Origin of the sequence: Oribacterium sp. P9 (assembly GCF_046365365.1) — a bacterium.
In the GTDB taxonomy this organism is placed as follows: Bacteria; Bacillota; Clostridia; order Lachnospirales; family Lachnospiraceae; genus Oribacterium.
Window position 1 is genome coordinate 164,079 of the sequence record NZ_JBKEIS010000001.1, and the last position, 25,191, is coordinate 189,269.

The 25,191-nt window shown below is 54.8% G+C and carries 21 protein-coding genes and 1 tRNA gene; 20 read left to right on the forward strand and 2 right to left on the reverse strand.

Annotation, left to right across the window (positions count from 1 at the left end):
• Position 1 precedes the first annotated feature (1 nt).
• The 15 genes from rnpM (at position 2) to ACK8P7_RS00770 (ending at position 17,976) form a co-directional block, all read left to right on the forward strand.
• Positions 2-268: an RNase P modulator RnpM gene (gene rnpM / locus ACK8P7_RS00700; RefSeq protein ID WP_410042301.1), complete on the forward strand. Its 267-nt coding sequence runs from the start codon at positions 2-4 to the stop codon at positions 266-268.
• Positions 258-578: a L7Ae/L30e/S12e/Gadd45 family ribosomal protein gene (locus ACK8P7_RS00705; protein ID WP_410042302.1), complete on the forward strand. Its 321-nt coding sequence runs from the start codon at positions 258-260 to the stop codon at positions 576-578. Before rnpM ends, ACK8P7_RS00705 begins: the two co-directional genes overlap by 11 nt.
• On the forward strand, positions 568-3,345 hold the full coding sequence (infB, locus tag ACK8P7_RS00710) for a translation initiation factor IF-2 (protein WP_410042303.1): 2,778 nt from the start codon (positions 568-570) through the stop codon (positions 3,343-3,345). The genes ACK8P7_RS00705 and infB overlap by 11 nt, the downstream gene beginning before the upstream one ends.
• A complete protein-coding gene (gene rbfA / locus ACK8P7_RS00715; RefSeq protein WP_410042304.1) occupies positions 3,342-3,779 on the forward strand; it encodes a 30S ribosome-binding factor RbfA in 438 nt (145 codons plus the stop codon). Before infB ends, rbfA begins: the two co-directional genes overlap by 4 nt.
• A gap of 39 nt (positions 3,780-3,818) precedes the next feature.
• Positions 3,819-4,796, forward strand: a complete 978-nt coding sequence (locus ACK8P7_RS00720) for a DHH family phosphoesterase (RefSeq protein ID WP_410042305.1) — start codon at positions 3,819-3,821, stop codon at positions 4,794-4,796.
• A gap of 7 nt (positions 4,797-4,803) precedes the next feature.
• Positions 4,804-6,411: a bifunctional riboflavin kinase/FAD synthetase gene (locus ACK8P7_RS00725; RefSeq protein ID WP_410042306.1), complete on the forward strand. Its 1,608-nt coding sequence runs from the start codon at positions 4,804-4,806 to the stop codon at positions 6,409-6,411.
• Between the two features lie 168 nt (positions 6,412-6,579).
• Positions 6,580-6,846, forward strand: a complete 267-nt coding sequence (gene rpsO, locus ACK8P7_RS00730) for a 30S ribosomal protein S15 (RefSeq protein WP_410042307.1) — start codon at positions 6,580-6,582, stop codon at positions 6,844-6,846.
• A gap of 235 nt (positions 6,847-7,081) precedes the next feature.
• Complete coding sequence (locus ACK8P7_RS00735; protein ID WP_410042308.1) at positions 7,082-9,175, forward strand: polyribonucleotide nucleotidyltransferase; 2,094 nt, start codon at positions 7,082-7,084, stop codon at positions 9,173-9,175.
• Positions 9,176-9,185: 10 nt separating this feature from the next.
• A complete protein-coding gene (gene gltX / locus ACK8P7_RS00740) occupies positions 9,186-10,640 on the forward strand; it encodes a glutamate--tRNA ligase (RefSeq protein ID WP_410042597.1) in 1,455 nt (484 codons plus the stop codon).
• Positions 10,641-10,790: 150 nt separating this feature from the next.
• Positions 10,791-12,782 carry an ATP-dependent helicase gene (locus ACK8P7_RS00745; RefSeq protein ID WP_410042309.1) on the forward strand — a complete coding sequence of 664 codons (1,992 nt, stop codon included), beginning with the start codon at positions 10,791-10,793 and terminating at the stop codon, positions 12,780-12,782.
• A 97-nt stretch (positions 12,783-12,879) separates the two neighbouring features.
• Positions 12,880-13,563: a response regulator transcription factor gene (locus ACK8P7_RS00750; RefSeq protein WP_410042310.1), complete on the forward strand. Its 684-nt coding sequence runs from the start codon at positions 12,880-12,882 to the stop codon at positions 13,561-13,563.
• A complete protein-coding gene (locus ACK8P7_RS00755; protein WP_410042311.1) occupies positions 13,560-15,125 on the forward strand; it encodes an ATP-binding protein in 1,566 nt (521 codons plus the stop codon). Before ACK8P7_RS00750 ends, ACK8P7_RS00755 begins: the two co-directional genes overlap by 4 nt.
• A gap of 24 nt (positions 15,126-15,149) precedes the next feature.
• The gene (locus ACK8P7_RS00760; protein ID WP_410042312.1) at positions 15,150-15,380 is read left to right on the forward strand and encodes a hypothetical protein; all 231 of its coding nucleotides are present in this window, start codon (positions 15,150-15,152) and stop codon (positions 15,378-15,380) included.
• A gap of 107 nt (positions 15,381-15,487) precedes the next feature.
• Positions 15,488-16,927 carry a M28 family peptidase gene (locus tag ACK8P7_RS00765; protein ID WP_410042313.1) on the forward strand — a complete coding sequence of 480 codons (1,440 nt, stop codon included), beginning with the start codon at positions 15,488-15,490 and terminating at the stop codon, positions 16,925-16,927.
• A 119-nt stretch (positions 16,928-17,046) separates the two neighbouring features.
• Positions 17,047-17,976: an AEC family transporter gene (locus ACK8P7_RS00770; protein WP_410042314.1), complete on the forward strand. Its 930-nt coding sequence runs from the start codon at positions 17,047-17,049 to the stop codon at positions 17,974-17,976.
• Between the two features lie 181 nt (positions 17,977-18,157).
• On the opposite strand, the gene ACK8P7_RS00775 is transcribed toward ACK8P7_RS00770, so the two are convergent.
• Complete coding sequence (locus tag ACK8P7_RS00775; RefSeq protein ID WP_410042315.1) at positions 18,158-18,508, reverse strand: hypothetical protein; 351 nt, start codon at positions 18,506-18,508, stop codon at positions 18,158-18,160.
• 316 nt (positions 18,509-18,824) lie between these two features.
• Here ACK8P7_RS00775 and ACK8P7_RS00780 point away from each other — a divergent pair.
• Positions 18,825-18,899 (forward strand) — tRNA-Pro (locus ACK8P7_RS00780).
• Positions 18,900-18,958: 59 nt separating this feature from the next.
• Here ACK8P7_RS00780 and ACK8P7_RS00785 read toward each other — a convergent pair.
• Positions 18,959-19,834 carry an HD domain-containing protein gene (locus ACK8P7_RS00785; RefSeq protein WP_410042316.1) on the reverse strand — a complete coding sequence of 292 codons (876 nt, stop codon included), beginning with the start codon at positions 19,832-19,834 and terminating at the stop codon, positions 18,959-18,961.
• 87 nt (positions 19,835-19,921) lie between these two features.
• On the opposite strand from ACK8P7_RS00785, the gene ACK8P7_RS00790 reads away from it, so the two are divergent.
• From ACK8P7_RS00790 to ACK8P7_RS00805, 4 genes are all read left to right on the forward strand, one after another.
• Entirely contained in the window at positions 19,922-20,974 is a 1,053-nt protein-coding gene (locus tag ACK8P7_RS00790; protein WP_410042317.1) for an extracellular solute-binding protein, read from the forward strand.
• The gene (locus ACK8P7_RS00795) at positions 20,967-22,643 is read left to right on the forward strand and encodes a sensor histidine kinase (RefSeq protein ID WP_410042318.1); all 1,677 of its coding nucleotides are present in this window, start codon (positions 20,967-20,969) and stop codon (positions 22,641-22,643) included. Before ACK8P7_RS00790 ends, ACK8P7_RS00795 begins: the two co-directional genes overlap by 8 nt.
• Positions 22,644-22,656: 13 nt before the next feature.
• Positions 22,657-23,415, forward strand: coding sequence for a response regulator (locus tag ACK8P7_RS00800; protein ID WP_410042319.1), 759 nt, complete (start codon positions 22,657-22,659; stop codon positions 23,413-23,415).
• A 281-nt stretch (positions 23,416-23,696) separates the two neighbouring features.
• Entirely contained in the window at positions 23,697-25,127 is a 1,431-nt protein-coding gene (locus ACK8P7_RS00805; RefSeq protein WP_410042320.1) for a hypothetical protein, read from the forward strand.
• Positions 25,128-25,191: the final 64 nt, after the last annotated feature.

Below are 25,191 nucleotides of genomic sequence, written 5' to 3' on the forward strand. Positions count from 1 at the left end.
GATGAAGAAGGTACCTGAGAGAACCTGTATCGGTTGTGGTGAAAAGAAAGAGAAGAAGGAGCTGATCCGGATCGTACATGAGCCGGAGGGCAGCTTCTCGATCGATCCGAGCGGCCGGAAGAATGGTCGTGGCGCATACATCTGTAAGAATCCGGAGTGCCTCGAGAAGGCATTCCGGCGGAAGGCTCTGGAGCGGTCCTTTAAGGAAGCGATCACGAAGGAGACCCTGGATACACTGAGAGAGGAACTGGAGCAGCTTGACAGATAAAATCTATGGATTGCTCGGACTGTGTCAGCGGGCCGGGAAATGTAAAAGCGGTGAGTTCGCCGTGGAGAAGTCCATCAAAAGTGGCAAATCATTTCTCGTGATCATCCCGGAGGATGCATCCGATAATACGAAAAAGAAGTTTAAAAATATGACCACCTATCGCAGTGTGCCATATCAGGAACTGGGCACCAAGGAAACGCTGGGGCACCAGCTGGGACGATCCGAACGATCGTCGATAAGCATTGAAGATCAGGGCTTCGCCCAGGCGATGATCAAATATATTGACGGAGGTAATGTGAATGTCAGATGATAACCAGAAAGATTTGGGAATGAACAGCAGGGAAGGAAGTAAGGATAAGTCGAAGGCAGGAGATGCGCCTAAGAAAAAGAAACTTGCTGTTGTTTTCCATTCGCAGAATTCCGCAAATCATAAAAATCGCCCACTGGGCTCGAAGTTCGGCACCGCTGCATCTCAGGGCGCACGGAAGTCGCAGGAGGCAGAGAAGCCGGCACGGAAGGCCAGCCCGAATGGTCGTCCGCTGCCACCTGGAACCGCACGCGTAACACCGCTGAAGGAGCTCAATGAGATCCAGAAGCGTCAGGAGGCCGAGGAGGCAAGAGCAGAGGCGGCACGGAAGTCTGCAGAGGAAGAGGCCGCACGGAAGGCGGCGGAAGAAGCTGCAAAGGCAGCCGCAGCCGCGAAGGCCCTCGCAGAGCATGCGAAGGAAGCGCAGGCGAAGCCAGCCGCAGAGCGCCCGGCACGTCCGGCAGAGCGCCCACAGGGTGGCCGCAGCTTCGGTGATCGCCCGCAGGGGACACGCTCCTTCGGTGACCGTAACGGTCAGAGAAGCGGTGATCGTCCGCAGGATGGCCCTTCCTTCGGTGATCGCAATGGTCAGCAGCGACCATTCGGTGATCGTAATGGCCAGAGAAGCGGTGATCGTCCGCAGGGCAGCCGTCCATTCGGCGACCGCAATGGTCAGCAGAGACCGGGTCAGCGTCCGGCAGGTGCCGGTTTCGGTACGAGACGTCCGGCAGGCGCAGGTGCTGCACCAGCCGTCGATGTCGCTTCGAAGCCGACTCAGAACCGCGTAGCGCATAAGCCGGTGGCCGGAAAGACCTTCGGAAATAAGAATTTCGATAACGAGAAGGCAGAGGCAGCAAAGCGGAACCGGAACAACCGTAAGCAGAACAAGTATACGGCAGAGCAGTCCTACGAGAGAGCCGATGAGGTCTCCTACAAGAAGAAGACCGGCAAGGGCGCGTTCATCAAGCCGGAGGTTGTGAAGCCGGTAGAGGAGGAGATCAAGTCCATCACGATTCCTGAGGTGATCACCATCAAGGATCTTGCGGACAAGATGCGCATCAAGGCGGCTGAAATCATCAAGAAGCTCTTTATGCAGGGTAAGATGGTTACCCTGAACACAGAGATCTCCTACGAGGATGCAGAGAACATCGCGGTTGATTATGAGATCCTCTGCGAGAAGGAGGAGAAGGTCGATGTCATCGCCGAGCTCGTAAAGGATGAAGTCGAGGACTCCGATGACGAGATGGTCACCAGACCGCCTGTCGTCTGCGTTATGGGTCACGTCGATCATGGTAAAACCTCCATCCTCGATGCCATCCGTAATACAAATGTGACCTCACGCGAGGCCGGTGGTATCACACAGTCCATCGGTGCTTACCAGGTAAAGGTCAATGTAAATGACGAAGACAGAGTCATCACCTTCCTCGATACACCGGGCCACGAAGCCTTCACCGCGATGCGTATGCGTGGTGCACAGTCGACCGATATCGCTGTACTCGTCGTCGCATCGGATGATGGTGTCATGCCGCAGACCGTGGAAGCAATCAACCACGCAAAGGCCGCCAACACACCGATCATCGTAGCCATCAATAAGATGGATAAGCCGACGGCAAACCCGGATAAGGTAAAGCAGGAGCTGATGAAGTATGACCTCATCCCGGAGGAGTATGGCGGAGATGTCATCTGTGTTCCGGTATCTGCGAAGACCGGTATGGGCATCGATGACCTGCTCGAGAATATCATTCTCCAGGCGGATGTGATGGAGCTGAAGGCAAACCCGAACCGTGCAGCGTATGGCGTTGTCATCGAGGCAGAGCTCGACCGCGGCAAGGGCCCGGTTGCACGTCTCCTCGTGCAGAAGGGAACGCTTCACCAGGGCGATGTCGTCGCCGTCGGTTCTGCATACGGTAAGGTTCGTGCGATGACCGACGATAAGGGTAAGCGCATCAAGAAGGCCGTACCTTCACAGCCGTGTGAGATCCTCGGTCTCAGCTCTGTTCCAAATGCGGGCGAGATCTTCCAGGTGAAGGACAACGAGAAGGAGGCCAAGGCCTATGCTGCCGCCTTCGTCACGGAGAGCAAGCAGAAGATGGTCGAGGAGTCCAAGAAGAAGGTATCCCTCGATGCACTCTTCGATCAGATCAAGGCCGGCGAGATCAAGGAGCTTCCGCTCGTGGTCAAGGCCGACGTTCAGGGTTCTGTAGAGGCCGTCAAGGATGCGCTTGAGAAGATCCGAAACGAGGAGGTAGCCGTAAAGGTTATCCACTCCGGTGTCGGTGCGATCAACGAGTCCGATGTCGTACTCGCAAGTGCGTCGAACGCCATCGTCATCGGTTTCGATGTCAAGCCGGATGCGACCGCACGTGAAATCGCAGAGCGTGAGCATGTCGATGTTCGTCTCTATGACATCATCTATAAGGCAACCGAGGATATCGAGAATGCGATGAAGGGCATGCTGGCCCCTGTCTTCGAGGAGAAGGTGATCGGCCACGCCGAGATCCGTCAGATCTTCAAGGCGTCCGGTGTCGGCAACATCGCAGGATGTATGGTCAAGGACGGTCTCGTACAGAGAGGTGCCAAGGCCCGCATCTTCCGCGGCCCGAAGCAGGATAAGATCTGGGAGGGCGCAATCGCATCTGTAAAGCGCTTCAAGGATGATGTAAAGGAAGTCAAGGCCGGCTACGAGTGTGGTCTTGTATTCGAGGGCTTCAATGAGATCGAGCTTGAGGATTATGTTGAAGCATATGTAATGGAAGAGGTTAAGCGTTGAAAAAAGGTTCTGTAAAAAATACAAGAATTAACGCAGAGGTCATGCGAGAGCTTTCCGTAGCGATCCGTGACCTGAAGGATCCGCGTGTGTCCCCGATGACGTCGGTCACCGACGCCGAGGTCACACCGGACCTCCAGTACTGTAAGGTATATATCTCTGTGCTCGGCAGTGAGGAATCGCTTGCGAAGACCATGGAGGGCCTGAAGGCCGCCAGTGGCTTCCTGCGCCGTGAGCTTGCACAGACCGTCAATCTCCGGCACACACCAGAGCTTCAGTTCGTCGCTGATCACTCCATCATGTATGGAGCGCATATGGACGAGCTGATCCGTAAGGTGAATGAAGAGGATGCAGCGAAGCGCAGTCTGGAGGCGGACGCTTCGGTATCCGCAGAGGATACAGAGGATTCTTCGGAAGCGCCGTCGGACGAAGCGTAATCACGCTTGATATGTTGATATATGGAGAAGGTACGATTGATGAATGAATTTCAGCAGATGATTAATAGGGCAGACAGTATCTGCATCCTGGGCCATACGAACCCGGACGGGGACTGTCTCGGCTCAACCCTGGGCACGAAGCATTATATTCTGAATCAGTATCCTGATAAGAAGGTGAATGTTTACCTGCAGATTGCAAACGAAAAGTATGATTTCCTTCCGGGCATCGATACCATCGTGCATACACCTTCCGATCGGAAGTATGATCTCTGTATTATCTGTGACTGTAACGGCTATGATCGTGTCGGCGATTTCCGAAGCCTCGCAGAGAATGCGAAGGAGCTGTTTGTGGCGGATCATCACGTTCCGGGCGCACAGCAGTTCCCGCATGGCTCCATCCGCCCGGATGCTTCGAGTGCCTCCGAGGTCGTCTATGATCTGATGGATACGAGCTACATCGATGCAAAGGTAGCCGAGTGCCTCTATCTCGGCATCGCACATGATACCGGCATCTTCAAGTACAGCTGCACTTCGCAGCATACGATGGAAATCGCCGGCTTCCTGATGGCGAAGGGCATCGATTTCTGCCGGATCGTCGACGACAGCTACTATACGAAAACCTATGCACAGCAGCAGGTACTTGGTCGCGTACTGATGGAAAGCCTGATGCTGATGGATCATCGCTGTATCGCCGGCTGGCTGACCTGTACGGATATGAAGTTCTACCAGGTCACCTCCCGGGATGTAGACAGTGTCGTCAGCACCATGCGGGAGACGAGAGGCATCGACTGTGCGATGTTCATGTATGAAATGAGCAATCAGAACTTCAAGGTCAGTCTCCGGAGTAATAATAACCAGCTGGATGTAGCGAAGGTGGCGATGACCTTCGGTGGTGGTGGCCACAAAATGGCCGCCGGCTGTACACTTCAGGGCTCCTACCATGATGTGATGAACAACATTACGAAGGAGCTTTCGAAGCAGATGGATGCACCGGATTTCGTATCCAATCGGCTTTAAGGGAACTATGGACGGAATTATCAATGTTTATAAAGAGAAGGGCTGGACGAGCTTCGACGTCACGAAGAAGCTTCGTGCCATCCTTCATGAAAAGAAAATAGGACATACCGGCACCCTCGACCCGATGGCCGAGGGTGTACTGGTGATCTGTGCCGGCACGGCGACGAAGCTGGTCTCCTCGATCGAAGCGACGGAAAAGGTCTATGAGGCGGAGATGAAGCTCGGCATCCTGACCGATACCGAGGATACGACCGGAACGATTCTCAGCGAGCATCCGGTCGATATCAGCGAAGAGGAGCTCCGCGCAGCCGCGCAGAGCTTCGTCGGCTCTTATGACCAGATTCCGCCGATGTACAGTGCGAAAAAGGTGAACGGACAGAAGCTCTACGACCTCGCCCGGCAGGGAAAGGTCATCGAGCGGAAGCCGAACCGCATCACCATCCACGACATCACGGTCGACAGCATTGACCTCCCATACGTACGGATGACCGTCACCTGCTCGAAGGGCACCTATATCCGTACACTGATCAAGGATATCGGGGAGAAGCTCGGCTGTGGTGCCGCGATGTCTGCACTGAAGCGTACACGTGTCGGTCAGTTCTCGATCTCCGACAGCCGGACCATCGAGGAGATCGCCGGTTATGAGGCGCGGGGCGAGCTGATCCGTATCGTGAAGCCACCGATGTACGTCCCGGAGGCGGCGGTCGTTTCCTTCGGAAAGTTCGACGGCAGCCATCTCGGGCACCAGCTCATCTTCGAAAACATGTTCCGTATCGCGAAGGAAAAGCACCGGAAGACGGCGCTCCTGACCTTCAGCGCAAATCCGACGGACGTCCTCACCGGCGTCCGTCAGGATACGATTTCGAGCAGCGAAGAGCACCTGACACGCCTTCGGAACCTCGGCTTCGACTATGTCTTTTCCTATCCTGTGAACCAGGAGACCATGGGTGTCTCTGCGGAGGATTTCCTGCGCACCGTCCTGGTCGAGGGGATGCACGCGTCGGATATCGTCGTGGGCACGGACTGTTCCTTCGGGTATAAGGCGCAGGGTACTGCCGCGCTCCTCGAAGCACGTGCACCGAAGTACGGCTACGCGGTCCATGTGATTCAGAAAAAGGAAGTCCTCGATGAGAACGGACAGGAGCGCGAGATCTCCAGCAGCTTCATCCGCGAGGAGATCGAGAAGGGCAATGTCGAAAAGGCCGCCGAACTGCTCGGCCGTCATGTAGCGCTGAGCGGCACCGTGATGCGCGGAAAGGAGATCGGCGCGTCGATCGGCTTCCCAACCGCGAATATCCTCCCGAAGGAAGGAAAGCTGAATCCGAAGCCGGGCGTCTACATCACCCGTGTCCTGATCGGGCAACAGCTGTATCGTGGCATGACGAACGTCGGAAATAACCCGACCATCGCCGACGATAATCCGACCTCCATCGAGACCTATATCCTCGATTACCATGGCGACCTGTATGGAAAGAAGATCCGCGTCGAGTTTATGACCCGGCTTCGTGACCAGCATAAGTTCGCCTCGATCGACGAGCTGAAGGCGCAGCTTCAGAGGGATGTCGCAGCCACGGCAGCCTGGCCGATGGAGCTCGACCCGGGCAGGCTGAAATAACACGAAAAAAGACGGTATTTCGCTCAATGGGCGATTGACAAGCCGTGGCACTTCTGTTAAAGTACATTCGTATGCGCGTTGGCATGGTTGCGCGGAACTCCATCCGGCAGCTCTGTTAACGTAAGTCGTCACCATGCGTGACATAGTTTAACATCAGGAGGATTTACCATGATTTCCAAGGAGAAAAAGACAGCGATCATCGAGCAGTACGGCCGTAAGGCTGGTGACACAGGTTCACCAGAGGTTCAGATCGCCATTCTGACTGCACGTATCAACGAGCTCACTGAGCACCTTAAGAAGAACCCGAAGGATCACCACTCAAGACGTGGTCTTCTCATGATGGTTGGTCAGAGAAGAGGCCTTCTTGCTTACCTTCAGAAGAACGATCTGGACAGCTACAGATCCCTCATCGAGAAGCTCGGCATCAGAAAGTAATCTAAAACTCATAAAGAAAAAGGGCGGAGATACTTTTCTCCGTCCTTTTTTTATACTATAATCGTATGGACTATGTGCCTTTCTGCGATCGTGCACATGGATTTATCGAAATCATCGACAGGGAAGTATCCGAGACCACTGATGAGGCCCGGTTTTCAGCAGGAGCCCGACCCGCACGAAAAGGGAGCCTGATCAGTGTTTTTGGACCTCCCTGTCTATATAAAAGGAGGTACGAATGTACAAGAGTTATTCAATGGAACTCGCCGGCAGAACACTGACCGTCGATATCGGCCGTGTATGTGCCCAGGCAAATGGTGCAGCACTGATGCACTATGGTGATACGACCGTTCTGTCCACCTGTACCGCATCGGCACAGCCACGTGACGGTATCGATTTCTTCCCGCTCCAGGTGGAGTATGAGGAGAAGATGTATGCCGTAGGACAGTTCCCGGGTGGATTTAAGAAGAGAGAGGGCCGCGCAAGCGATAATGCGATCCTCACCTCCCGTGTCATCGATCGTCCGATGAGACCACTCTTCCCGAAGGATTTCCGTAACGATGTTCTGCTCGACAACCTCGTGATGTCCGTCGATCAGGACTGCTCACCAGAGCTTCTTGCGATGCTTGGTTCTTCCCTGGCAACCGCGATTTCCAACGTTCCATGGGATGGTCCATGCGCTTCCACACAGGTCGGCATGATCAACGGTGAGTTCATCATCAACCCGACCAACGCAGAGAAGACCGTATCCGATCTTAACCTGACCGTTGCTTCCACCCGTGATAAGGTGATCATGATCGAGGCCGGTGCAAACTGCATCTCCGATGATCAGATGATCGAGGCCATCTACAAGGCAGATGAGATCAACAAGCAGATCATCAGCTTCTTCGATTCCATCATCGCCGAGTGTGGTAAGGAGAAGACTCCGTATGAGAGCTATGCGGTTCCGCAGGCGCTCTTCGATAAGATCAAGTCCATCGTTCCAGAGGCGGAGATGGAGAACGCGGTATTCACCGATGATAAGCAGCAGCGTGATGCCAACATGGCCGAGGTGACCAGAAAGCTCGAGGAGGCACTCGCGGATGACGAGGATGCCCTTCAGCAGCTTCCAGATGCTGTATATCAGTATGAGAAGAAGACCGTTCGTAAGATGATCCTGAAGGATCATAAGAGACCGGATGGTCGTAAGATCGAGGAGATCCGTCCGCTCGAGGCAGAGGTGGATCTGATTCCGAGAGTCCATGGCTCCGCGATGTTCAAGCGTGGCCAGACCCAGATCCTCGATATCGTCACCTTGGCACCTCTTTCCGAGGTTCAGAAGGTGGAGGGACTCAATGAGTACATCACCGAGAAGCGTTACCTTCACCAGTATAACTTCCCTGGCTACTCTGTCGGTGAGGCGAAGGCCAGCCGTGGACCGGGACGTCGTGAGATCGGTCATGGCGCACTCGCTGAGAGGGCACTGCTTCCGGTTCTTCCTTCCGTTGAGGAGTTCCCATATGCGATCCGTGCCGTATCCGAGACCATGGAGTCCAACGGTTCGACTTCGATGGGTTCGACCTGTGCATCCTGCCTGTCTCTGATGGCAGCCGGTGTTCCGATCAAGGAGCCGGTAGCCGGTATCAGCTGCGGTCTCGTAACCGGTGACACCGATGATGACTACATCGTACTGACCGATATCCAGGGTCTCGAGGACTTCTTCGGCGACATGGACTTCAAGGTAACCGGTACACATGAGGGCATCACCGCGATCCAGATGGATATCAAGATTCACGGTCTCACCAGAGACATCGTGACCGAGGCGATCCACAGAGCTCACGAGGCACGTCTCGTCATCATGGATGGCGTTATGAAGGATGCCATCGCCGCTCCGCGTGCCGAGCTTTCCGAGTACGCTCCGAAGATCATCACCATGCAGATCGATCCGCAGAAGATCGGTGATGTCATCGGTAAGCAGGGTAAGACCATCAACGGCATCATCGACGAGACCGGTGCAAAGATCGACATCGACGACAGCGGTATGGTTTCCATCTCCGGCATCGATAAGAACGCGCTCGAGAAGGCGAAGAAGATCATCGAGTCGATCGTCAACGACATCGAGCCGGGTCAGGTACTGACCGGTAAGGTCGTTCGTATCATGAACTTCGGTGCCTTCGTACAGCTCAGCCCGAATAAGGATGGTATGGTACACATCTCGAAGCTGGCCGATGGTCGCGTTGATAAGGTAGAGGATGTGGTCAACATCGGCGACGAAGTAACCGTCAAGGTTCAGGAGATCGACAAGATGGGCCGTATCAATCTCACCATGCGTCCACAGGATCTGAGAGACTAAGGAGTTCTATATTATGAAAATCAGAACGAGATATGCACCATCCCCGACCGGAAGGATGCATGTAGGTAACCTTCGTACCGCACTCTACGCCTACCTCATCGCGAAGCATGAGGGTGGTGACTTCCTCCTCCGTATCGAGGATACGGACCAGGAGCGCTTCGTTGAGGGTGCTGTCGAACTTATCAATGAAACCCTCGCCGATACCGGCCTGATCCCGGATGAGTCCCCGGATAAGCCGGGCGACTGCGGTCCGTACGTGCAGTCCGAGCGTCGTGCACAGGGCATCTATATGAAGTATGCGAAGCAGCTCGTCGATGAGGGCAAGGCATACTACTGCTTCTGCACGAAGGAGCGCCTGGAGTCGCTGAAGACCGTGGTCAACGGCGAAGAGATCATGCACTATGATAAGCACTGTCTCTCCCTCTCGAAGGAAGAAATCGAGGCAAACCTCGCTGCCGGCATGCCATATGTCATCCGTCAGAACAACCCGACCGAGGGCACAACGACCTTCCACGACGAGCTCTACGGAGACGTCACCGTCGATAACGCCGAGCTCGATGATATGGTTCTTATCAAGTCCGACGGCTATCCGACCTATAATTTCGCCAATGTCATCGACGATCATCTGATGGGCATCACCCACGTCGTTCGCGGCAACGAGTATCTGAGCTCGAGCCCGAAGTACAATCGTCTCTATGAGGCCTTCGGCTGGGAGATTCCGAAGTATGTGCACTGTCCGCTGATTACGGATGAAAATCACAAGAAGCTCAGCAAGCGTTCCGGTCATGCTTCCTTCGAGGACCTGATCGATCAGGGCTTCGTGGCTGAGGCCGTCGTGAACTTCGTCGCCCTCCTCGGCTGGTCTCCGGAGGATAACGAGGAGATTATGTCCCTCCAGGACCTCATCGAGAAGTTCGACTATCACCGTATCTCGAAGAGCCCGGCGGTCTTCGACATGGAGAAGCTGCGCTGGATGGATGGCGAGTACATCAAGGCGATGGATTTCGATTCGTATTACGAGCGTGCGCTTCCATATATCCAGAAGATCATCACGAAGCCGCTCGATCTCCGTCACATCGCGACCATGGTGAAGACCCGTATCGAGATCTTCCCGGACATCAACGAGGAAATGATCGGCTTCTTCGAGACCCTTCCGAAGTACAGCACAGATCTCTATGTGAATAAGAAGTCGAAGACAACCCTTGAGAATTCGCTCGCGCTTCTCCGTGAGGTACAGCCGCTTCTCAGTGCGCAGGAGGATTTCTCCAACGACGCACTGTTCGAGCTGCTTTCCGCATATGGTAAGGAGAAGGGCTACAAGACCGGCTTCGTCATGTGGCCGATCCGTATCGCGCTTTCCGGTCGTCAGATGACCCCGGCCGGTGCGACCGAGATCATGGAGGTCCTCGGTAAGGAGGAGTCCCTCCAGCGTATCGCTGAGGGCATCCGTCGCCTCGAGGCGTAAGACATATCGCTCCATATATCGGAGCGACACGTGCGGCAGATGTGTCCGCTGCATACGCTGATATGCGTATCGCATCCACATATAGCTGCAGAAAATATGGTCGCTTGGACGACTATAGGAGATTTCAGAAACCCATGGTAGAATACTGCCATGGGTTTTTCTATCGATCAGAAACGGGCAATCGAACACAGAGACGGGCCGGCGATGGTGCTGGCCGGACCAGGCTCCGGGAAAACGACGGTGATCACGCACCGCATCCTGCAGCTGATCCGGAGCGGCGTGCGCCCGGAGGACATCCTCGTCATCACCTTCACGAAGGCCGCGGCCCTCGAGATGGAGAGCCGCTTTCGGAAGCTCTACCTCGAGGAGCAGCTGAAGCAGCGGCTGGGGGACGCCTACGAAGCAGAAGCCGGGCATCGTCCGGCTTTTTCGTCCGCTGAGGATGCGCGCCTCCCGGGCAGCCTGTGCGATGCCGGCGGCCAGGTGAACTTCGGCACCTTCCACTCGATCTTTTTCTTCATCCTCCGCATCCGCTATCACTTTTCGTATAAAAACATCCTGAGCGAACGGACGCAGTCGCAGATGCTGCGTGAAATCGCGGAGGCCATCGGTATCGACTGCAGCTATGATCAGGACTTTCTGCGTCTTCTGATCGGCGAGATCTCGCGTTTCAAGGGGAGCGGAAAGCTGCTCTCGGAATTTGATTCGAACCTGCTTTCGAACGAGCAGTTCACGGCCCTCATGCTGCGTTACCAGGAGAGCCTGGGGCAGCAGCGCCTCGTGGACTTCGATGATATGCTCCTTCGCTGTCGTCAGCTCTTCCGCGACGAGCCGGCGGAGCTTCGTCGCTGGCAGGAGAAGTACCACTATGTCATGGTCGATGAGTTCCAGGATATTTCGCCTCTTCAGTATGAAATCGTGCGCATGCTTGCCCTGCCGGAAAACAATCTCTTCATCGTCGGGGATGACGACCAGTCGATCTACGCCTTCCGGGGCTCGGATCCCGGCATCATGCTCGGCTTCGAGCGCGATTATCCAGGTGCGGCACGCATCACACTCTCCAATAACTACCGTTCGCACGAGGAAATCGTCACATTTTCGGCGCAGGTCATCGCCCGGAACGAACATCGCTTCCCGAAGGAAATCACAGCCGTACAGGGGCCGGGTGGACGCGCACTGCGTTATCAGGCGCCCGACACGCTGCAGGAGTATGCGCTCGTGCTGAAGAACATCCGGGAGGAGCTCGCGCGCGGGATCCCACCAGAGCGGATCGCCGTTCTGTTCCGTACCCAGACCCTGGCGCGTCCGCTGATCTCCGAATTTGTACGGCTGCAGCTTCCGTATACAACGCGAGATCATACGAAAAATCTCTATGACAGTACGGTGGCGCAGGACATCCTCGCCTATATCCGGCTCGCCCTCGGCATGGGCACCCGCCGGGACTTCCTCCGCATCATGAATAAGCCGAACCGCTATATCTCGCGGGAGGCCGTCCGGGATCGGGCGATGGATTTCGAGAAGCTCCGGCGCTACTACCGCGATAAGCGCGGGATGGACGTGATTCTCGACCGCTTCGTAGAGGATTTAAAGGCCATCCGTGCCCTGCCATCCGAAGCTGCGGTCATCTACATTGGCCTGCGCGTGGGGTATATCAGCTACCTGGAGGATCGTGCCCGCGAAAATCATACGGAGCTGGACGGCGTTCATGCTATAATGGATGCGCTGGAGCTGTCCGCGCGGCAGGAGCCGGATAAGCGGAAGTGGCTCAGCTATGCGGAGAACTACGGGGAGGAGCTGAAGCGGGCAGCTGCCCGAAACGAGGCGGGGCGAGGTATACGGCTCATGACCTTCCATGGTAGTAAGGGGCTCGAGTTCGATATCGTCCATATCATCGACGCGACGGAGGGCGTGACACCGTATACGAAGGCGGTCACGGCGGCGCAGATCGAGGAGGAGCGACGGGCCTTTTATGTCGCCTGTACGCGGGCGAAGAAAGAACTTCACATTTATTTCACAGAGAGTCGCTATGCTAAAAAATGCAGCCCGAGCCGCTTTCTGCTGGACGGGCTGTCGGATGTGAAGCCGAAGCACGATGGCTGGGTGCGCTCGCTTCCGGAGATTTTCCGGAGACGAAGGAGCTGAACCATGGCGGAAGCATCACCGGAATCACGATCCCTGAGGCGGATGAGCGCGCCGAAGGAGCAGAATACGCGTGCATGAAATAGTAAGAGGTAGGAAGATGGATAGATTAAAAGTACTGGTCGTCGATGATGAAGAGCGGATGCGGAAGCTGATTTCCGATTTCCTGAAGATCAAGGGCTATGAGACCGTGGAGGCCGGTGACGGCGAGGAAGCGATCGACGTCTTTTTCGCAGATAAGGAGATCGCACTCATCATCCTCGATGTGATGATGCCGAAGATGGATGGCTGGGAGGTGCTGAAAACTGTGCGGGAGCACAGTAAGGTGCCGGTCATCATGCTGACGGCGCGCACGGAGGAGACGGACGAGCTGAAGGGCTTCGAGTACGGTGCCGATGAGTATATCTCGAAGCCGTTTTCACCGAAGATCCTGGTGGCCCGTGTTGAGGCGATCCTTCGCCGCTCCGGCGTGAACCAGAATGAGGTCGTACGTGTCGGCGGTATCGAGGTCGATAAGTCGGCACACTCCGTGAAGATCGATGGAAAGGAAATCGAGCTCAGCTTCAAGGAGTATGAGCTTCTGCTCTACTTCATCGAAAACAAGGGCATCGCGCTGTCCCGCGAAAAGATTCTCAATAACGTCTGGAACTATGATTACTTCGGAGATGCCCGGACGATCGACACGCATGTGAAGAAGCTGCGTGCGAAGATGGGTACGAAGGGTGATTATATCAAGACCGTCTGGGGCATGGGCTATAAGTTCGAAGTGGAAGAGAAGGCATGAAAAAGCAGAATCGTTTTAAAAGCAGTATCAAATGGCGCTTCACCGGTATTTTTATGGGTCTCATCGCAGTGCTGCTCATCGCCATTCTGATGGCAAATTCCTTCTTTTTGGAAGGCTCCTACACGATGCAGAAGGTCAGCACCCTGGAGAACGCCTACTCGACCCTCGATGCAATGCTGGGAAGCAGCACGGATACAGACGACCGCGTCGGTCAGCTGTTTCCGAGCAACTACGATACCTCGAATCCTCAAACAGAAACACCGGCGACAACGTATCTGAAGTCACTCTCAGAGACGAGTAATGTCAGCGTCATCATCATTGACACGCAGACGGATCGGGTATTCTCGACCTTCGGCGATTTGAATCGTCAGTCCCAGAAGCTGAATCGGTATATTTTCGGAAACCGTTTCGGTGAGAAGGGAAAGATCCTTGCGAGCTTTGATAATTATATCATCGAGCGGAACCGCGACCAGAACAGTGGAAACCTCTACATAGAGAGCTGGGGATACTTTTCGGATAATACGACAACATTTATTATGTCGATGCCGATTTCCAGCCTGCGCGAGTCGGTATCCTTCTTTAACCGTTTCCTCCTGATCATTGGCATCTGTGCGATGGTGATCGGCTCCATCATCGTTTACTTCATGAGTCGTGAAATCTCAAAGCCGATCAACGAGATCGCCAGCCTAAGTGAGAAGATGTCGAGACTGGACTTCACAACACGTTATACCGGCTGCCGCTGTGATGAAATCGGTGTACTCGGTAATTCTATGAATGTGATGTCTGATAAACTGGAGAGCGCCATCGCTGAGCTCAAAACTGCAAATAACGAACTACAGTCGGATGTTCAGAACAAAACGAAGATCGCGGCGCGCCAGCAGGAGTTTATCGCCAATGTCTCCCACGAGCTGAAGACACCGATCGCGCTGATCCAGGGCTACGCGGAGGGACTCAATGAGGGACTTGCGGACGATCCGGCGGCACGGGAATACTACTGTGGTGTCATCGTGGATGAAGCGAAGCGTATGAATGTCATGGTGCATGAGCTTATGAACCTGAGCTCCATCGAGCAGGGAAAAGACCTGCCGGATTTTTCACTCTTCGATATCTCAAAAGTCGTCCATGGCGTCGTGACGAAATCGGAGATTCTGATTCGTCAGAAGGATGCACATGTTGAAATCGATATTCCGGAAGGCACGATGGTATGGGCAGATGAATTTAAAATCGAGGAGGTCATCACAAATTACCTCAACAACGCGCTCAACCATCTGCAGGAACCGAACAATATCAGCCTGTTTTCCGAAAAGGCGCTGAATGGCACGGTTTCCATCCATGTGTCAAACACCGGCAAGCCGATTCCGGAGGAGGACCTGCAGCAGATCTGGGAGAAGTTCTTCAAGGTGGACAAGGCGCATACCCGCTCCTATGGCGGCAGTGGCCTCGGCCTCAGTATCGTCAAGGCCATCATGGATTCCCACCACCAGAAGTGCGGTGTGAAGAATACACGGACCGGTGTGGATTTCTGGTTCACGCTCGATTCCGAGAAGAAAAGCTATAATTAAAAAATGATAACGGAGGAAAAACAGATGATGAATCCAGCAGCGATGATGAAGGTCGCAGGCCTTTTCAAGAAGTTCCAGGCAGATCACCCGAAGGTGGTCTCCTATGTCCAGCATTTTGTCTCGACCGGGATCCCGGAGGGCTCAGTGATCGAGATCACGATCACGAAGCCGGGTGAGCATCCGGTGACCACGAATTTCCGCGTCCTGCAGGACGACGTCGAGATGGTGGAAGCTCTGAAGAACATGCAGAAGTAATGAATGATCGACGGTAAAAGCCTTTGCCGACGGACGCGTCCGGACGGCAAGGGCTTTTACGTCCGATGAAACGCCCCTCAGGGCACCATAAGGGAAAGACAGGTTTTATGAAGATTGCCTATATGCTACGGGATCCGCTGGATCTCGTGTTTCTGTTTATCTATGTCATCGGCGTACTGGTGCTGATTTTCGCGGCGATGCAGTTCCTGCATGCCGTCCTCTATAAGGATACGAAGGCCCGGCGCGATGGGGTGCGGGCGCTCCTCCTCGGTATCGGCCTGCTCGCACCGCGCATCGTCTATCATCAGCTTCGCCTCGATGCCTCGGACTACAAAAAGGCCGTGACGACGGCTTACCAGAGCGAAGCCGATGCGATCCCGGAGACGGGCGACGGCTATACGCTCCTCGCGATCCAGCAGGGCGCTACAGATCCGGTCGCTGCGGACATCGTGGTGCTGTCCACAGCGCTCTATACACCGGAGGGTGCGCCGAACGCGGCTGGACTTGCGGTGCTGAAGGCCGTTTCAGAGCAGACACAGAAACAGAAGAGTGCCGTCGAGCTTCGTTATATCGCATTTAACGGAGAAGCGGATGTGCAGACGGGGGCACGAAACTACCTCGAGAGCCTCCCGGACGAAGAGAAGGCACGGGTGGTCGCCGACATCCAGGTCGGCGACATTGGCCATACAGACGCCGGCGCCTTTCAAATCGCCGTGAGCAACGGCCATGAAAATCCACTCACGGACCGGCTCGTGAAATCTGTGAAGCGGATGAGCGGGCAGAAGGCGACGATGCGCGTGGATAAGCTGTCGGATCATACGGCGTTCAGCATGGATGGCATCCCGGCGGCGATGCTCCTGCAGGAGGGTGGCGCGGATGCCTCTCGTGAAGACAGAAACACGGAAAGTGCCGGCACTGAACCGAAGCGTGGCGAAAGTGAACAGACAGGAAACCGCGTTCCGTCATCGAAGGATGAGGGCGATGCTCCGGAGATGGAGGAGCTCGCGAAGGCAGCGGCCATCGTCGGGGATACCGTGCAGGGGCTGATGCGGGAGAAGAGTGGCCGCTTCCGAACAGAAGTGGAGGCGACGCCGATGGACGTCCGTGCTGCAGGTGCCTTCCAGCCGCAGGTGGATGCATGGCCAGCCGGCACAGGGATCCCGGCGATCGAGCAGCAGCTCGGCACACGCCTGACGGATACCGGAAAAAGTGATGCAGACGGCTGCGAAATCTATACCGCCGCGCTGTACATCCTGCAGCAGGATGCGCCGGTCGCCGTCGAGGTACACGTGGCGACCACGCCGGAACGTGTGAAGCAGATCACGGTGGACACGTCCGCACTGGGGGTGGAGGAGGCCATGCTTCGTCCGATGCTGAGGAACTTCTTCGGTGAAGGAAGTGAAAAAAACACAGAAAACGGAAGCCATGAAACAGTCTTCCTTGATTCAAGTGCACAGGCGATGTATCATGTAAGTGCTACCACGGCACAGGAAACAGGTGCCGATGCGACAGTCAGTGGCGATACGCTCTCGATTACAGCGGCGTAAGCAGTCATCATATCGTTCACAGGTGGCACACATATCCTCTGATGTCGGCTGCAGGACAAACCGTCCTGACCGCGATGGATATGTGTCAGCCACCTTTTTTGTACCGAAGAGGAACCCGCATGGAACTTGCACTCATCTCGGCCCGCCAGGTCGTCGTCTTTTTTATGCTGATTATGACAGGATATTTCGCGATCAAAGCGAAGGTACTGACACCGGAAGCGCGACATCACTTCTCCAGTCTGCTGGTATCGATCGTCGTACCCTGCATGCTCGTGAATTCCTATATCGCAGAATTTGATGCAGAGGTTTTTCACGGGATCGTCCTGGCGTTTATCCATTCCTTTATTCTGATTATGATCGGTCTCGTCATCGCTGTGCTGGCCGCACGACGAATGGGAAAGGATAATCGGGCGATTTTCGAATTTGCGATGATTTTTTCCAATGCCGGCTACATGGGCTTCCCGCTGATTCAGGCACTGTTCGGAAACGAAGGTCTCCTGTATGCCAGCAGCTACAACACCGTCTTCAATATCCTGATCTGGACCTATGGCTATGCGAGAGTCTCCGGTCAGACCGACGCGAAAAAGGTAGTGAACACGATCGTCCGTGCTCCTGCTATGATTGCAGTAGTCGTCGGCCTTGTGCTCTATCTTTTCCAGATTCCTGTACCTGAACTGATCCATCAGCCGATTTCACAGATTGGTGGGCTGAACACTCCGATCAGTATGATGATCACCGGTATGATACTCGCAGGCTCTGAGCTTTCGAAGGTGATCCGGGACAGAGCCGTTCTCGCCATCATCGGCATTCGCCTGATACTGATTCCGGCGGTATGCCTGCTGATTTATGGCTTCCTGCATATCAGCTTCGGCATGGCCTCCGAGGTCGTCCTGCTGCTCGAAGCCTGTCCGTGCGCCGCCATCAGTACGGTTTTCGCCGTGCAGTTCCACTATGATGAAGAGAAGGTCGCCGGTGCCGTCATCCTGTCCACCGTGCTCAGTATCCTGACCCTGCCGGTGATGGCCTATATCATCACAACACTGCTGTAATACCGTCCGCTGTACATGTGTACGACGATCTGTCGCGGTACTTCTGACGGACATCGAATCATATTCTGCTTGTGGCGTGAGAGAGCCACCTGTCAGACGGGTGGCTCTTTTGCTGAAAAAATCCCCGAACCGACATACGGTCCGGGGATTCGTTCATTTATTCAGTTGTATGTGCTGATGATCAGTTTACACCGTAGCCTAAAGCAGCTGCGTTGTCGATGCCCTGTGCAGCGAAAGCCTCACGAGCGAGGTTAGCCATAGCAGCAGCATACTCAGAGTAGTTAGCGTAAACAATCTGAGTGCCATCCGTAGCAGCAACAACTACAGGAGCAGCTGGATCAACAGCAGCCTGAGCTACAGCAGCCTCATGAATAGCGTTTGCATACTCAGCAGCAGCATAGGAGTAAGCGTTCTTTGCATTTAAGGAACCGATGTCATAGGAAGCAACACCAGCGAATGCAGGAACGGACATAGCAGCAACCAGAGCGCCAGTCATCACCATAGCAGCAATCTTCTTTGTCATCTTCATCATCATATACCTCTCAAATAAATTTGAAATCTGTCACTGAATTCGTGACTCAAAATTTCTAAACCTTTTATAACACATTTCTTAAGATTTTAATACAGTTTTCAAACATTTTCGTAATAAAAATAAAGCACAATTTACGAAAAAAGAGCGTAAATATAAACAGATTCCTGCTTTCTGTCGGATTTTCTTACGATTCCCTCCGGGTCCCCTGCTTGAACTGCTACACGTTAAAAATCACTGTAACTGAAAAAAGTCAAAAATCAGTTGACAACATTGCCTGAATTAAGTATAGTATACAAGTCGCTTGAGAAAAGCGTATCGGGGTGTGGCTCAGTTTGGCTAGAGCACCTGGTTTGGGACCAGGGGGTCGCAAGTTCGAATCTTGTCACCCCGACGATTGATAGACCATCGAGAATGAACTCTCGGTGGTCTTTTTTGTGCTTTTATAGCGCTTTAGGAATACCGTTCCTGTTTTTCCAGGTAGGCTTCGTGTTCTTCCCGTGACATACATACCTTTCCGATCGGGGTGTCGTATTCCTGGCGGTCATTGAGAAGCCGGCGCTCGATGAACTGCTCGATGGCCTGGCGTATGTGCTTCAGCTTTTCGCGGGTGTCTGGATGATCACTCTGAAAGCGCAGCATCTCGTCGAGGTAGCCCTGTGCGCGTACCTGCCGGAAGCTCTCGGTATAGACGAGTCCGAAGACGAAGGCCATGTGGCCGATCATGAAGTCGATGGCGGTGCGAGCGTACGCGCGGTCGACATTGCGCGCATGCATCACGTCATCGTAGACCTGATCGGAGATGGACGCGGTGCGGAAGGCTTCCTCCGGGAGATCATAGATCTCGCTGCGCGGTGTTTCGCAGTTCACGCGCAGGATGTCGATTTTATCTGCATCCCGCAGGATGGTGGCGAAGCGGTACTCGCGTGCACTGAGCTCCTCCGGGAGGCGGTACACGTTGTGGAGACGTATCGTCTTCTCGAGGAGCGCAAGCTCGTCCTCCTCAGCATCGCGCACAAAGAGACGGAGCTTCCCGTCATGGAAGAGGATATCCGCACTCAGCATCGCATGATTGCAGGACAGACGGTCCTGAAAGGTATGGTACTGGCGTAGCTGCTCGAAGCGGCCGATGTCGTGGAGCATACCGCTGAGCCAGGCGAGATCCCGGTCGGCCGCAGACAGTCCGAGGTCTTCCGTGATTGCGTCGCACATCGCAGCGACGCGGTAGGTGTGGTCTACCTTCAGCTTTACCTTCACATCGCTGAGATCATAATCTGAAACATAGGCTTTAAAGGCCTCTTTGACATGCATTCGATCGATGTTCACCATTCAGTCCTCCCCTCGCACATTTTTACTGAAAAATTTACGGTATTTCTATTATAATAATAAAATAATCAGAAAGTGGAAGTGAAAATCATGATAAAGCTGCACAAACGACGGAACATCTGCGCCGGTCTGCTTTTAACCGGCACACTTATACTCTCTGTGCTCAGTGCCTGCGGAAGCCGCGACACGGAGGCGACACCGGATTTCAGCGACATCCCCGCGGATCAGAAGCTGACGATCTATACGGCACATAAGGCCGAGGTCTACCGTCCGATCATCCAGGAATTCGAGGAATCCACGGGCATCTGGGTCGATGTGCGTGCGGGTGGCACGACCGAGCTGCTTGAAGAGCTGCAGGAGATGCAGAGCACGTCGAAGCAGGAGGTCGATGTCATGTTCGGCGGCGGCATCGAGATGCTGGAAGCCTATAAGGACTGTTTTCAGCCCTATTCGTCGCCGCTGGAAGCGAAGCTGGATCCGGTCTATATCTCGCCGGATCACTACTGGACGCCCTTCACCGAGCTTCCGATCGTGTTTATCTATAACAGTAAGATCGTGCAGCCGGAGAGTGCACCGCACAGCTGGCAGGATTTCCTGGACGGCAGCTGGAAGGGCAGTATCAGCTTCGCGGATCCCTCCATGTCCGGCACGAGCTACACGATCCTCGAAACCATGAAGGATGCGACACAGCTTCCGGAGTCGGAGCTCCTCTCGAAGTTCTGTGATGACCTCGACGGGCATCTCGCGAAGGGCTCCGGAGAGGTACTCACGGAGGTCGCAAACGGCGACCGGCTGGTGGGCATCACCCTCGAGGAGAGTGCACTGAAGGAGATCGCACGTGGCAGTGATGTCGGTATCTGCTATCCGTCGGAGGGCACCTCTGCGGTTCCGGATGGTGCGGCCATCGTGAAGAACGCACCGCACCAGGAAAACGCCGAGCGCTTCATCGACTTCATCCTGAGCGATCCGGTGCAGCGCTATACGATTTCCCCTCTGTTCCGGCGCTCGGTCCGTACGGACCTGTCCACGAACGACAAGACCGTAGGGCTCCGTATCCTCGCCTTCGATATCGAGGAAGCCAGTGAACGGCAGACGAAGGTGCTGCAGGACTTCTGGCAGATCTGGGAGGCACGTTATGCTTGAGTACATCAACAAGTCCTACCGCCGTCAGCTGATGTTTTACTTCACACTGGTATCCGTCGTTCCGCTCGTCCTGAGCGGACTGCTGCTCGTCGGCATGTTCCGTACGCGCGTTCACCGGGAGTTCGCAGCGCAGGATCTCGCGAAGCAGCAGCTGATCGAGCAGCGTCTGGAGGAGCACTTCCGCTCCGTCGAGGAGGTCATCGCGCAGATCGCAGACGATCGAGATATTCGGAAAGCATTGACCCAGGGTACGGTCTCGTCCTCGAACATCTATGCGGCGCTCTACCGTGAGACACAGGCGATCCGCTCCTTCTCGACCGTCGACATCTACGCCGGTGAAAAGCGCATCTATACGACGGACCGCGGCACGGTGTCGAAGACTCTGCCGTCCGATTTTGGCATCATCGCCCGCCTCGAGGCACAGCCGACGGAGACGGCCTATGTCCTGAACTACGACGGCATCTATACCCGCGAAACGAGTCTTCAGATCGGTCGTAAGATCAATGCTAATGCCGGCTACGTCATCGTGACGATCGACCAGAGCGATTTCGAAAGCATACTGAAGGAGAGCTATAACGGTAACGAGGGCGTCCTCCTGTTGAATGCCTACTGGGAGCCGCTCTACGCCGGTGGAAACCTCGCTTCCGAGGCGAACCTTCAGCTTTTCCGGAAGAATCGTCTGGAGGGTCGATGCCTGAATGAGACATTCGCCGATAATCTCTATGCGGCCTTCGTCGGCGACACGGGACTGACGCTCGTCTATATGACGCCACCGGCACTCAGCGAGGACATCTTCCGTATGATGTTCATGATGCTGCTGATCATCACGGTGCTGGTGCTCATCGGAAGTCTCATGCTGTCCGGCTATGTATCAAATTACCTCGCCCAGCCGATTCAGAAGCTGAGTGACGGCATGCGGGCCCTGCGTCATGGAGATCTGAACGCCCATGTAGAGCTTCCACGAGATGACGAGCTCGGCCAGCTCGCCGATGGCTTCAATAAAACGACGGTACGGATCCGCCGGAACATGGAAGAGCGGGTGCAGCAGCAGAAGCATCTCAACGAAACCGAGATGCGGATGATGCAGGCACAGCTGAATCCGCACTTCCTCTATAACACGCTCGACACCATCAAGTGGGTGGCGAAGGCACATCAGGTCCCGGAGATCGTCGCACTCAGCTCGGACCTCGCGAAGATCCTCCGCCGCAGCATCTCGGGCCGGGAGTTCGAAACGCTGCAGGAGGAGCTCGAGCTCCTCGAAAGCTACTGTAATATCCAGGAGCTGCGCTTCGATGACTCCTTCAGCTTCGAGGTCGAGGTGCCGGAGGAGCTGATGGCATGCATGGTGCCGAAGCTGATGCTGCAGCCGATCGTCGAAAACGCCATCATCCATGGCCTCGAGGGCGTCGAGGATGGACTCGTGAAGGTCACCGCCCGCCGGGTAGAAGAGGAGCTCGAGGTCCATGTGATGGATAACGGCTGTGGCATCGAGGATGCCTTCATCGAGATGGTGAAGAAGCATGATGGAAAGCTGCTGAGCGGGCATCTCGGTTTCGCGAACGTGGATTCGATCATCCGGCTGAATTATGGCCCGCAGTACGGCATCGATATCGCACGGCTGCCGGAGGGCGGTACGGATGTCATTCTCCGCCTGCCGTATACGAAATAAATGGAGGTGTAACATGATACCTGTACTCGTCGTCGATGACGAAAAGTTCGTCCGGGAGGGCATCGTTCAGGGAACCGACTGGAAGAGTGTCGGCTGTGAGGTCGTCGGACAGGCGAAAAACGGAGAGGAGGCCCTCGCACTGGCACGTACACTGCATCCGGTGCTGATCGTCACGGATATCCGCATGCCGAAGATGGACGGCATCGAGCTCGTGCGGACACTGCGCGAGGAAAAGCTGGATGTAAAGGTCATTTTCCTCACAGCCTACAGTGACTTCAGCTATGCGCAGCAGGCGGTGCGCCTGCAGGCCTCCGACTATCTGCTGAAGCCATTCGAGGACGGACAGCTCGAAGCGGTCGTAAAGAAGATCCTCGGGGAGGCGATCCTGCACGGTCAGCACACGGCCTCACCGAAGGATGCGGAGCTTCTGCCACTAAAGGACGCGGACCCGGAGATGCATCGCTATGTACAGAGTGCCATCGGATACATCGCAGATCACTATAGTGAGGATGCCATCAGCATCACGCGCATCGCCGAAGCGATCGGCGTATCCGAGGGGCATCTCAGCCGTCTCTTTAAGAAGGACACCGGACAGAGCATCAACAGCTATATCACCTGCTATCGGATGCGGACAGCGATGCGCCTCCTCCGGGATGTGCGCTATAAGGTCTATGAGGTCTGCGAGATGGTCGGCTACCACGACATCGCCTACTTCTCCAGTACCTTTAAAAAACTGACCGGGATGACCCCGTCCGATTACCAGGCAGGCTGACACGCGCGGACGCGCATGCTGGTGCGAGGATGGAAGCGGCTGAACAAAAAGAAACAGAAAAGGCCTGAGCTGTCCTATAGGAAGCCAGACCTCCGAAATATGTGCATACTGCACACGAAAACGCGGATAAATGATAAAAAGATGTCAGAAATGACCATCAAAATATCATTTTTACCGCGTTTTTGTTTTGCGAAAAAATTTCTATACTAGACGCATCAAGTAAAGAAAGCTCTTCAGAACATATGGAGAGCCGATCGTGAAACCATAAGGGAGGCACATTTATGAGAAAACGTAAACTCATCTCGTTACTACTGACTGCATCGATGGCCGTATCCATGCTGGCCGCATGCGGATCCTCATCGAACAACAGCGCAGCCACCACGGCAGCCGCTGCCGCTGACAAGCCGGCAGAGACCCAGGCGGCACAGCCGGCGGAAACCGAGGCTCCGAAGGAAGAGAACCTGACCGGCATCGATGCCATCATCAAGGAAGCCGAAGGGATGTCCATGGAGGAACTCGCAAAGAAGGCCATCGAAGAGTCGAATGGTAAGACCTTCTACGGCGTCGGTAACTCCTCACGTGGTAAGTCTGCACTTCCACTGTTTATCGCCTATCTGCAGACCATCGATCCGAATTACAACATGGAGTTCGAGTGGCAGCAGCCGAAGAACAACAAGATCTTCGAGCAGCTCACCGCAGATTCTCTGAAGGACAGCGGAACCTTCGCGATGACCCTCATCCAGGATGGTAACCAGATCAAGAGTAAGATGGTCGATACCGATATCTTGAAGACCTTCATCCCGAAGGAGTGGGCAGAGGCCAACGGAACCACCGCGGATGCTTACAGCGGCTACCTGCCACTGCAGACGCTGAATAAGGTCTTTATGTATAACTCAACCGGCTCCGCTGAGTTTAAGAACTGCTGGGATTTCATTTATAAGGATCAGCACCCGCTGTACATGGACATCGATTCCGAGCTCGTCGGCAAGAACTTCCTGTACATGCTGACCGAGGATAAGTACGCCGGCATGCTGAAGGATGCCTACGATGCACTCGATGATGAGCACAAGGCTTACTTCGATCCGACCATTCAGGAAGTGGCTTCGGATGCAGACGATTTCGGTCTCGGTGAGAACGGCAAGTACGCCCTAGCATGGATCAAGCTCTGGGTAGAGAATTACAACGCACAGACCGATGATGGCCCGATCTGCAACACCCTCGTAGATAAGTCCGCGAAGGATCAGTCCGGTCTCCTCGTTTACTCGAAGCTTCGTTCTGTAGAGGAATCCGCAACGGTTTCCGTCAACAACATCAAGGTAGCTGCATACCAGGATGGCTATAAGGGCATCGGCGGCTACGGCTACAACCACTACCTCTTCCTGACGAAGAACAGCCCGCTTCCATGGACCGCATGTGCATTTATATCCTACATGACATGTACAGAGGACGGCTTCAGTGCATGGGGCAAGGACATGGGCGGTTACAGCTCGAACCCGAAGGTTGCAGAGCAGATCGAGGCAACCTATAACCACGCAAAGGGCGGCTATAACGACGCTGGCGAAGATGCGTTCCCTGCAAAGGATGACCGTGGCTATGATTGGTGGACCACCACCGGCGAGCTCGTACTCGAGGATCCGGAGTACTGCGCAGACGCTGCATTCGGTGTCGGCAGCTGGATCGAGACCCTGACCAAGTACGCAGACGCGAAGTAAAAGCGCATTATATGAACTGATTTTTCGGCCGGGGAGCTCATGACTCCCCGGTCGGTTTTAAGAA

What these genes read in the sequence shown, in the direction of transcription:
- rnpM (WP_410042301.1), top strand. Translation starts at nt 2, where the DNA reads ATGAAGAAGGTACCTGAGAGAACCTGTATCGGTTGTGGTGAAAAGAAA.
- infB (WP_410042303.1), top strand. Translation starts at nt 568, where the DNA reads ATGTCAGATGATAACCAGAAAGATTTGGGAATGAACAGCAGGGAAGGA.
- ACK8P7_RS00720 (WP_410042305.1), top strand. Translation starts at nt 3,819, where the DNA reads ATGAATGAATTTCAGCAGATGATTAATAGGGCAGACAGTATCTGCATC.
- ACK8P7_RS00725 (WP_410042306.1), top strand. Translation starts at nt 4,804, where the DNA reads ATGGACGGAATTATCAATGTTTATAAAGAGAAGGGCTGGACGAGCTTC.
- rpsO (WP_410042307.1), top strand. Translation starts at nt 6,580, where the DNA reads ATGATTTCCAAGGAGAAAAAGACAGCGATCATCGAGCAGTACGGCCGT.
- ACK8P7_RS00735 (WP_410042308.1), top strand. Translation starts at nt 7,082, where the DNA reads ATGTACAAGAGTTATTCAATGGAACTCGCCGGCAGAACACTGACCGTC.
- ACK8P7_RS00745 (WP_410042309.1), top strand. Translation starts at nt 10,791, where the DNA reads ATGGGTTTTTCTATCGATCAGAAACGGGCAATCGAACACAGAGACGGG.
- ACK8P7_RS00750 (WP_410042310.1), top strand. Translation starts at nt 12,880, where the DNA reads ATGGATAGATTAAAAGTACTGGTCGTCGATGATGAAGAGCGGATGCGG.
- ACK8P7_RS00755 (WP_410042311.1), top strand. Translation starts at nt 13,560, where the DNA reads ATGAAAAAGCAGAATCGTTTTAAAAGCAGTATCAAATGGCGCTTCACC.
- ACK8P7_RS00760 (WP_410042312.1), top strand. Translation starts at nt 15,150, where the DNA reads ATGATGAATCCAGCAGCGATGATGAAGGTCGCAGGCCTTTTCAAGAAG.
- ACK8P7_RS00765 (WP_410042313.1), top strand. Translation starts at nt 15,488, where the DNA reads ATGAAGATTGCCTATATGCTACGGGATCCGCTGGATCTCGTGTTTCTG.
- ACK8P7_RS00770 (WP_410042314.1), top strand. Translation starts at nt 17,047, where the DNA reads ATGGAACTTGCACTCATCTCGGCCCGCCAGGTCGTCGTCTTTTTTATG.
- ACK8P7_RS00775 (WP_410042315.1), bottom strand. Translation starts at nt 18,508, where the DNA reads ATGATGAAGATGACAAAGAAGATTGCTGCTATGGTGATGACTGGCGCT.
- ACK8P7_RS00785 (WP_410042316.1), bottom strand. Translation starts at nt 19,834, where the DNA reads ATGGTGAACATCGATCGAATGCATGTCAAAGAGGCCTTTAAAGCCTAT.
- ACK8P7_RS00790 (WP_410042317.1), top strand. Translation starts at nt 19,922, where the DNA reads ATGATAAAGCTGCACAAACGACGGAACATCTGCGCCGGTCTGCTTTTA.
- ACK8P7_RS00795 (WP_410042318.1), top strand. Translation starts at nt 20,967, where the DNA reads ATGCTTGAGTACATCAACAAGTCCTACCGCCGTCAGCTGATGTTTTAC.
- ACK8P7_RS00800 (WP_410042319.1), top strand. Translation starts at nt 22,657, where the DNA reads ATGATACCTGTACTCGTCGTCGATGACGAAAAGTTCGTCCGGGAGGGC.
- ACK8P7_RS00805 (WP_410042320.1), top strand. Translation starts at nt 23,697, where the DNA reads ATGAGAAAACGTAAACTCATCTCGTTACTACTGACTGCATCGATGGCC.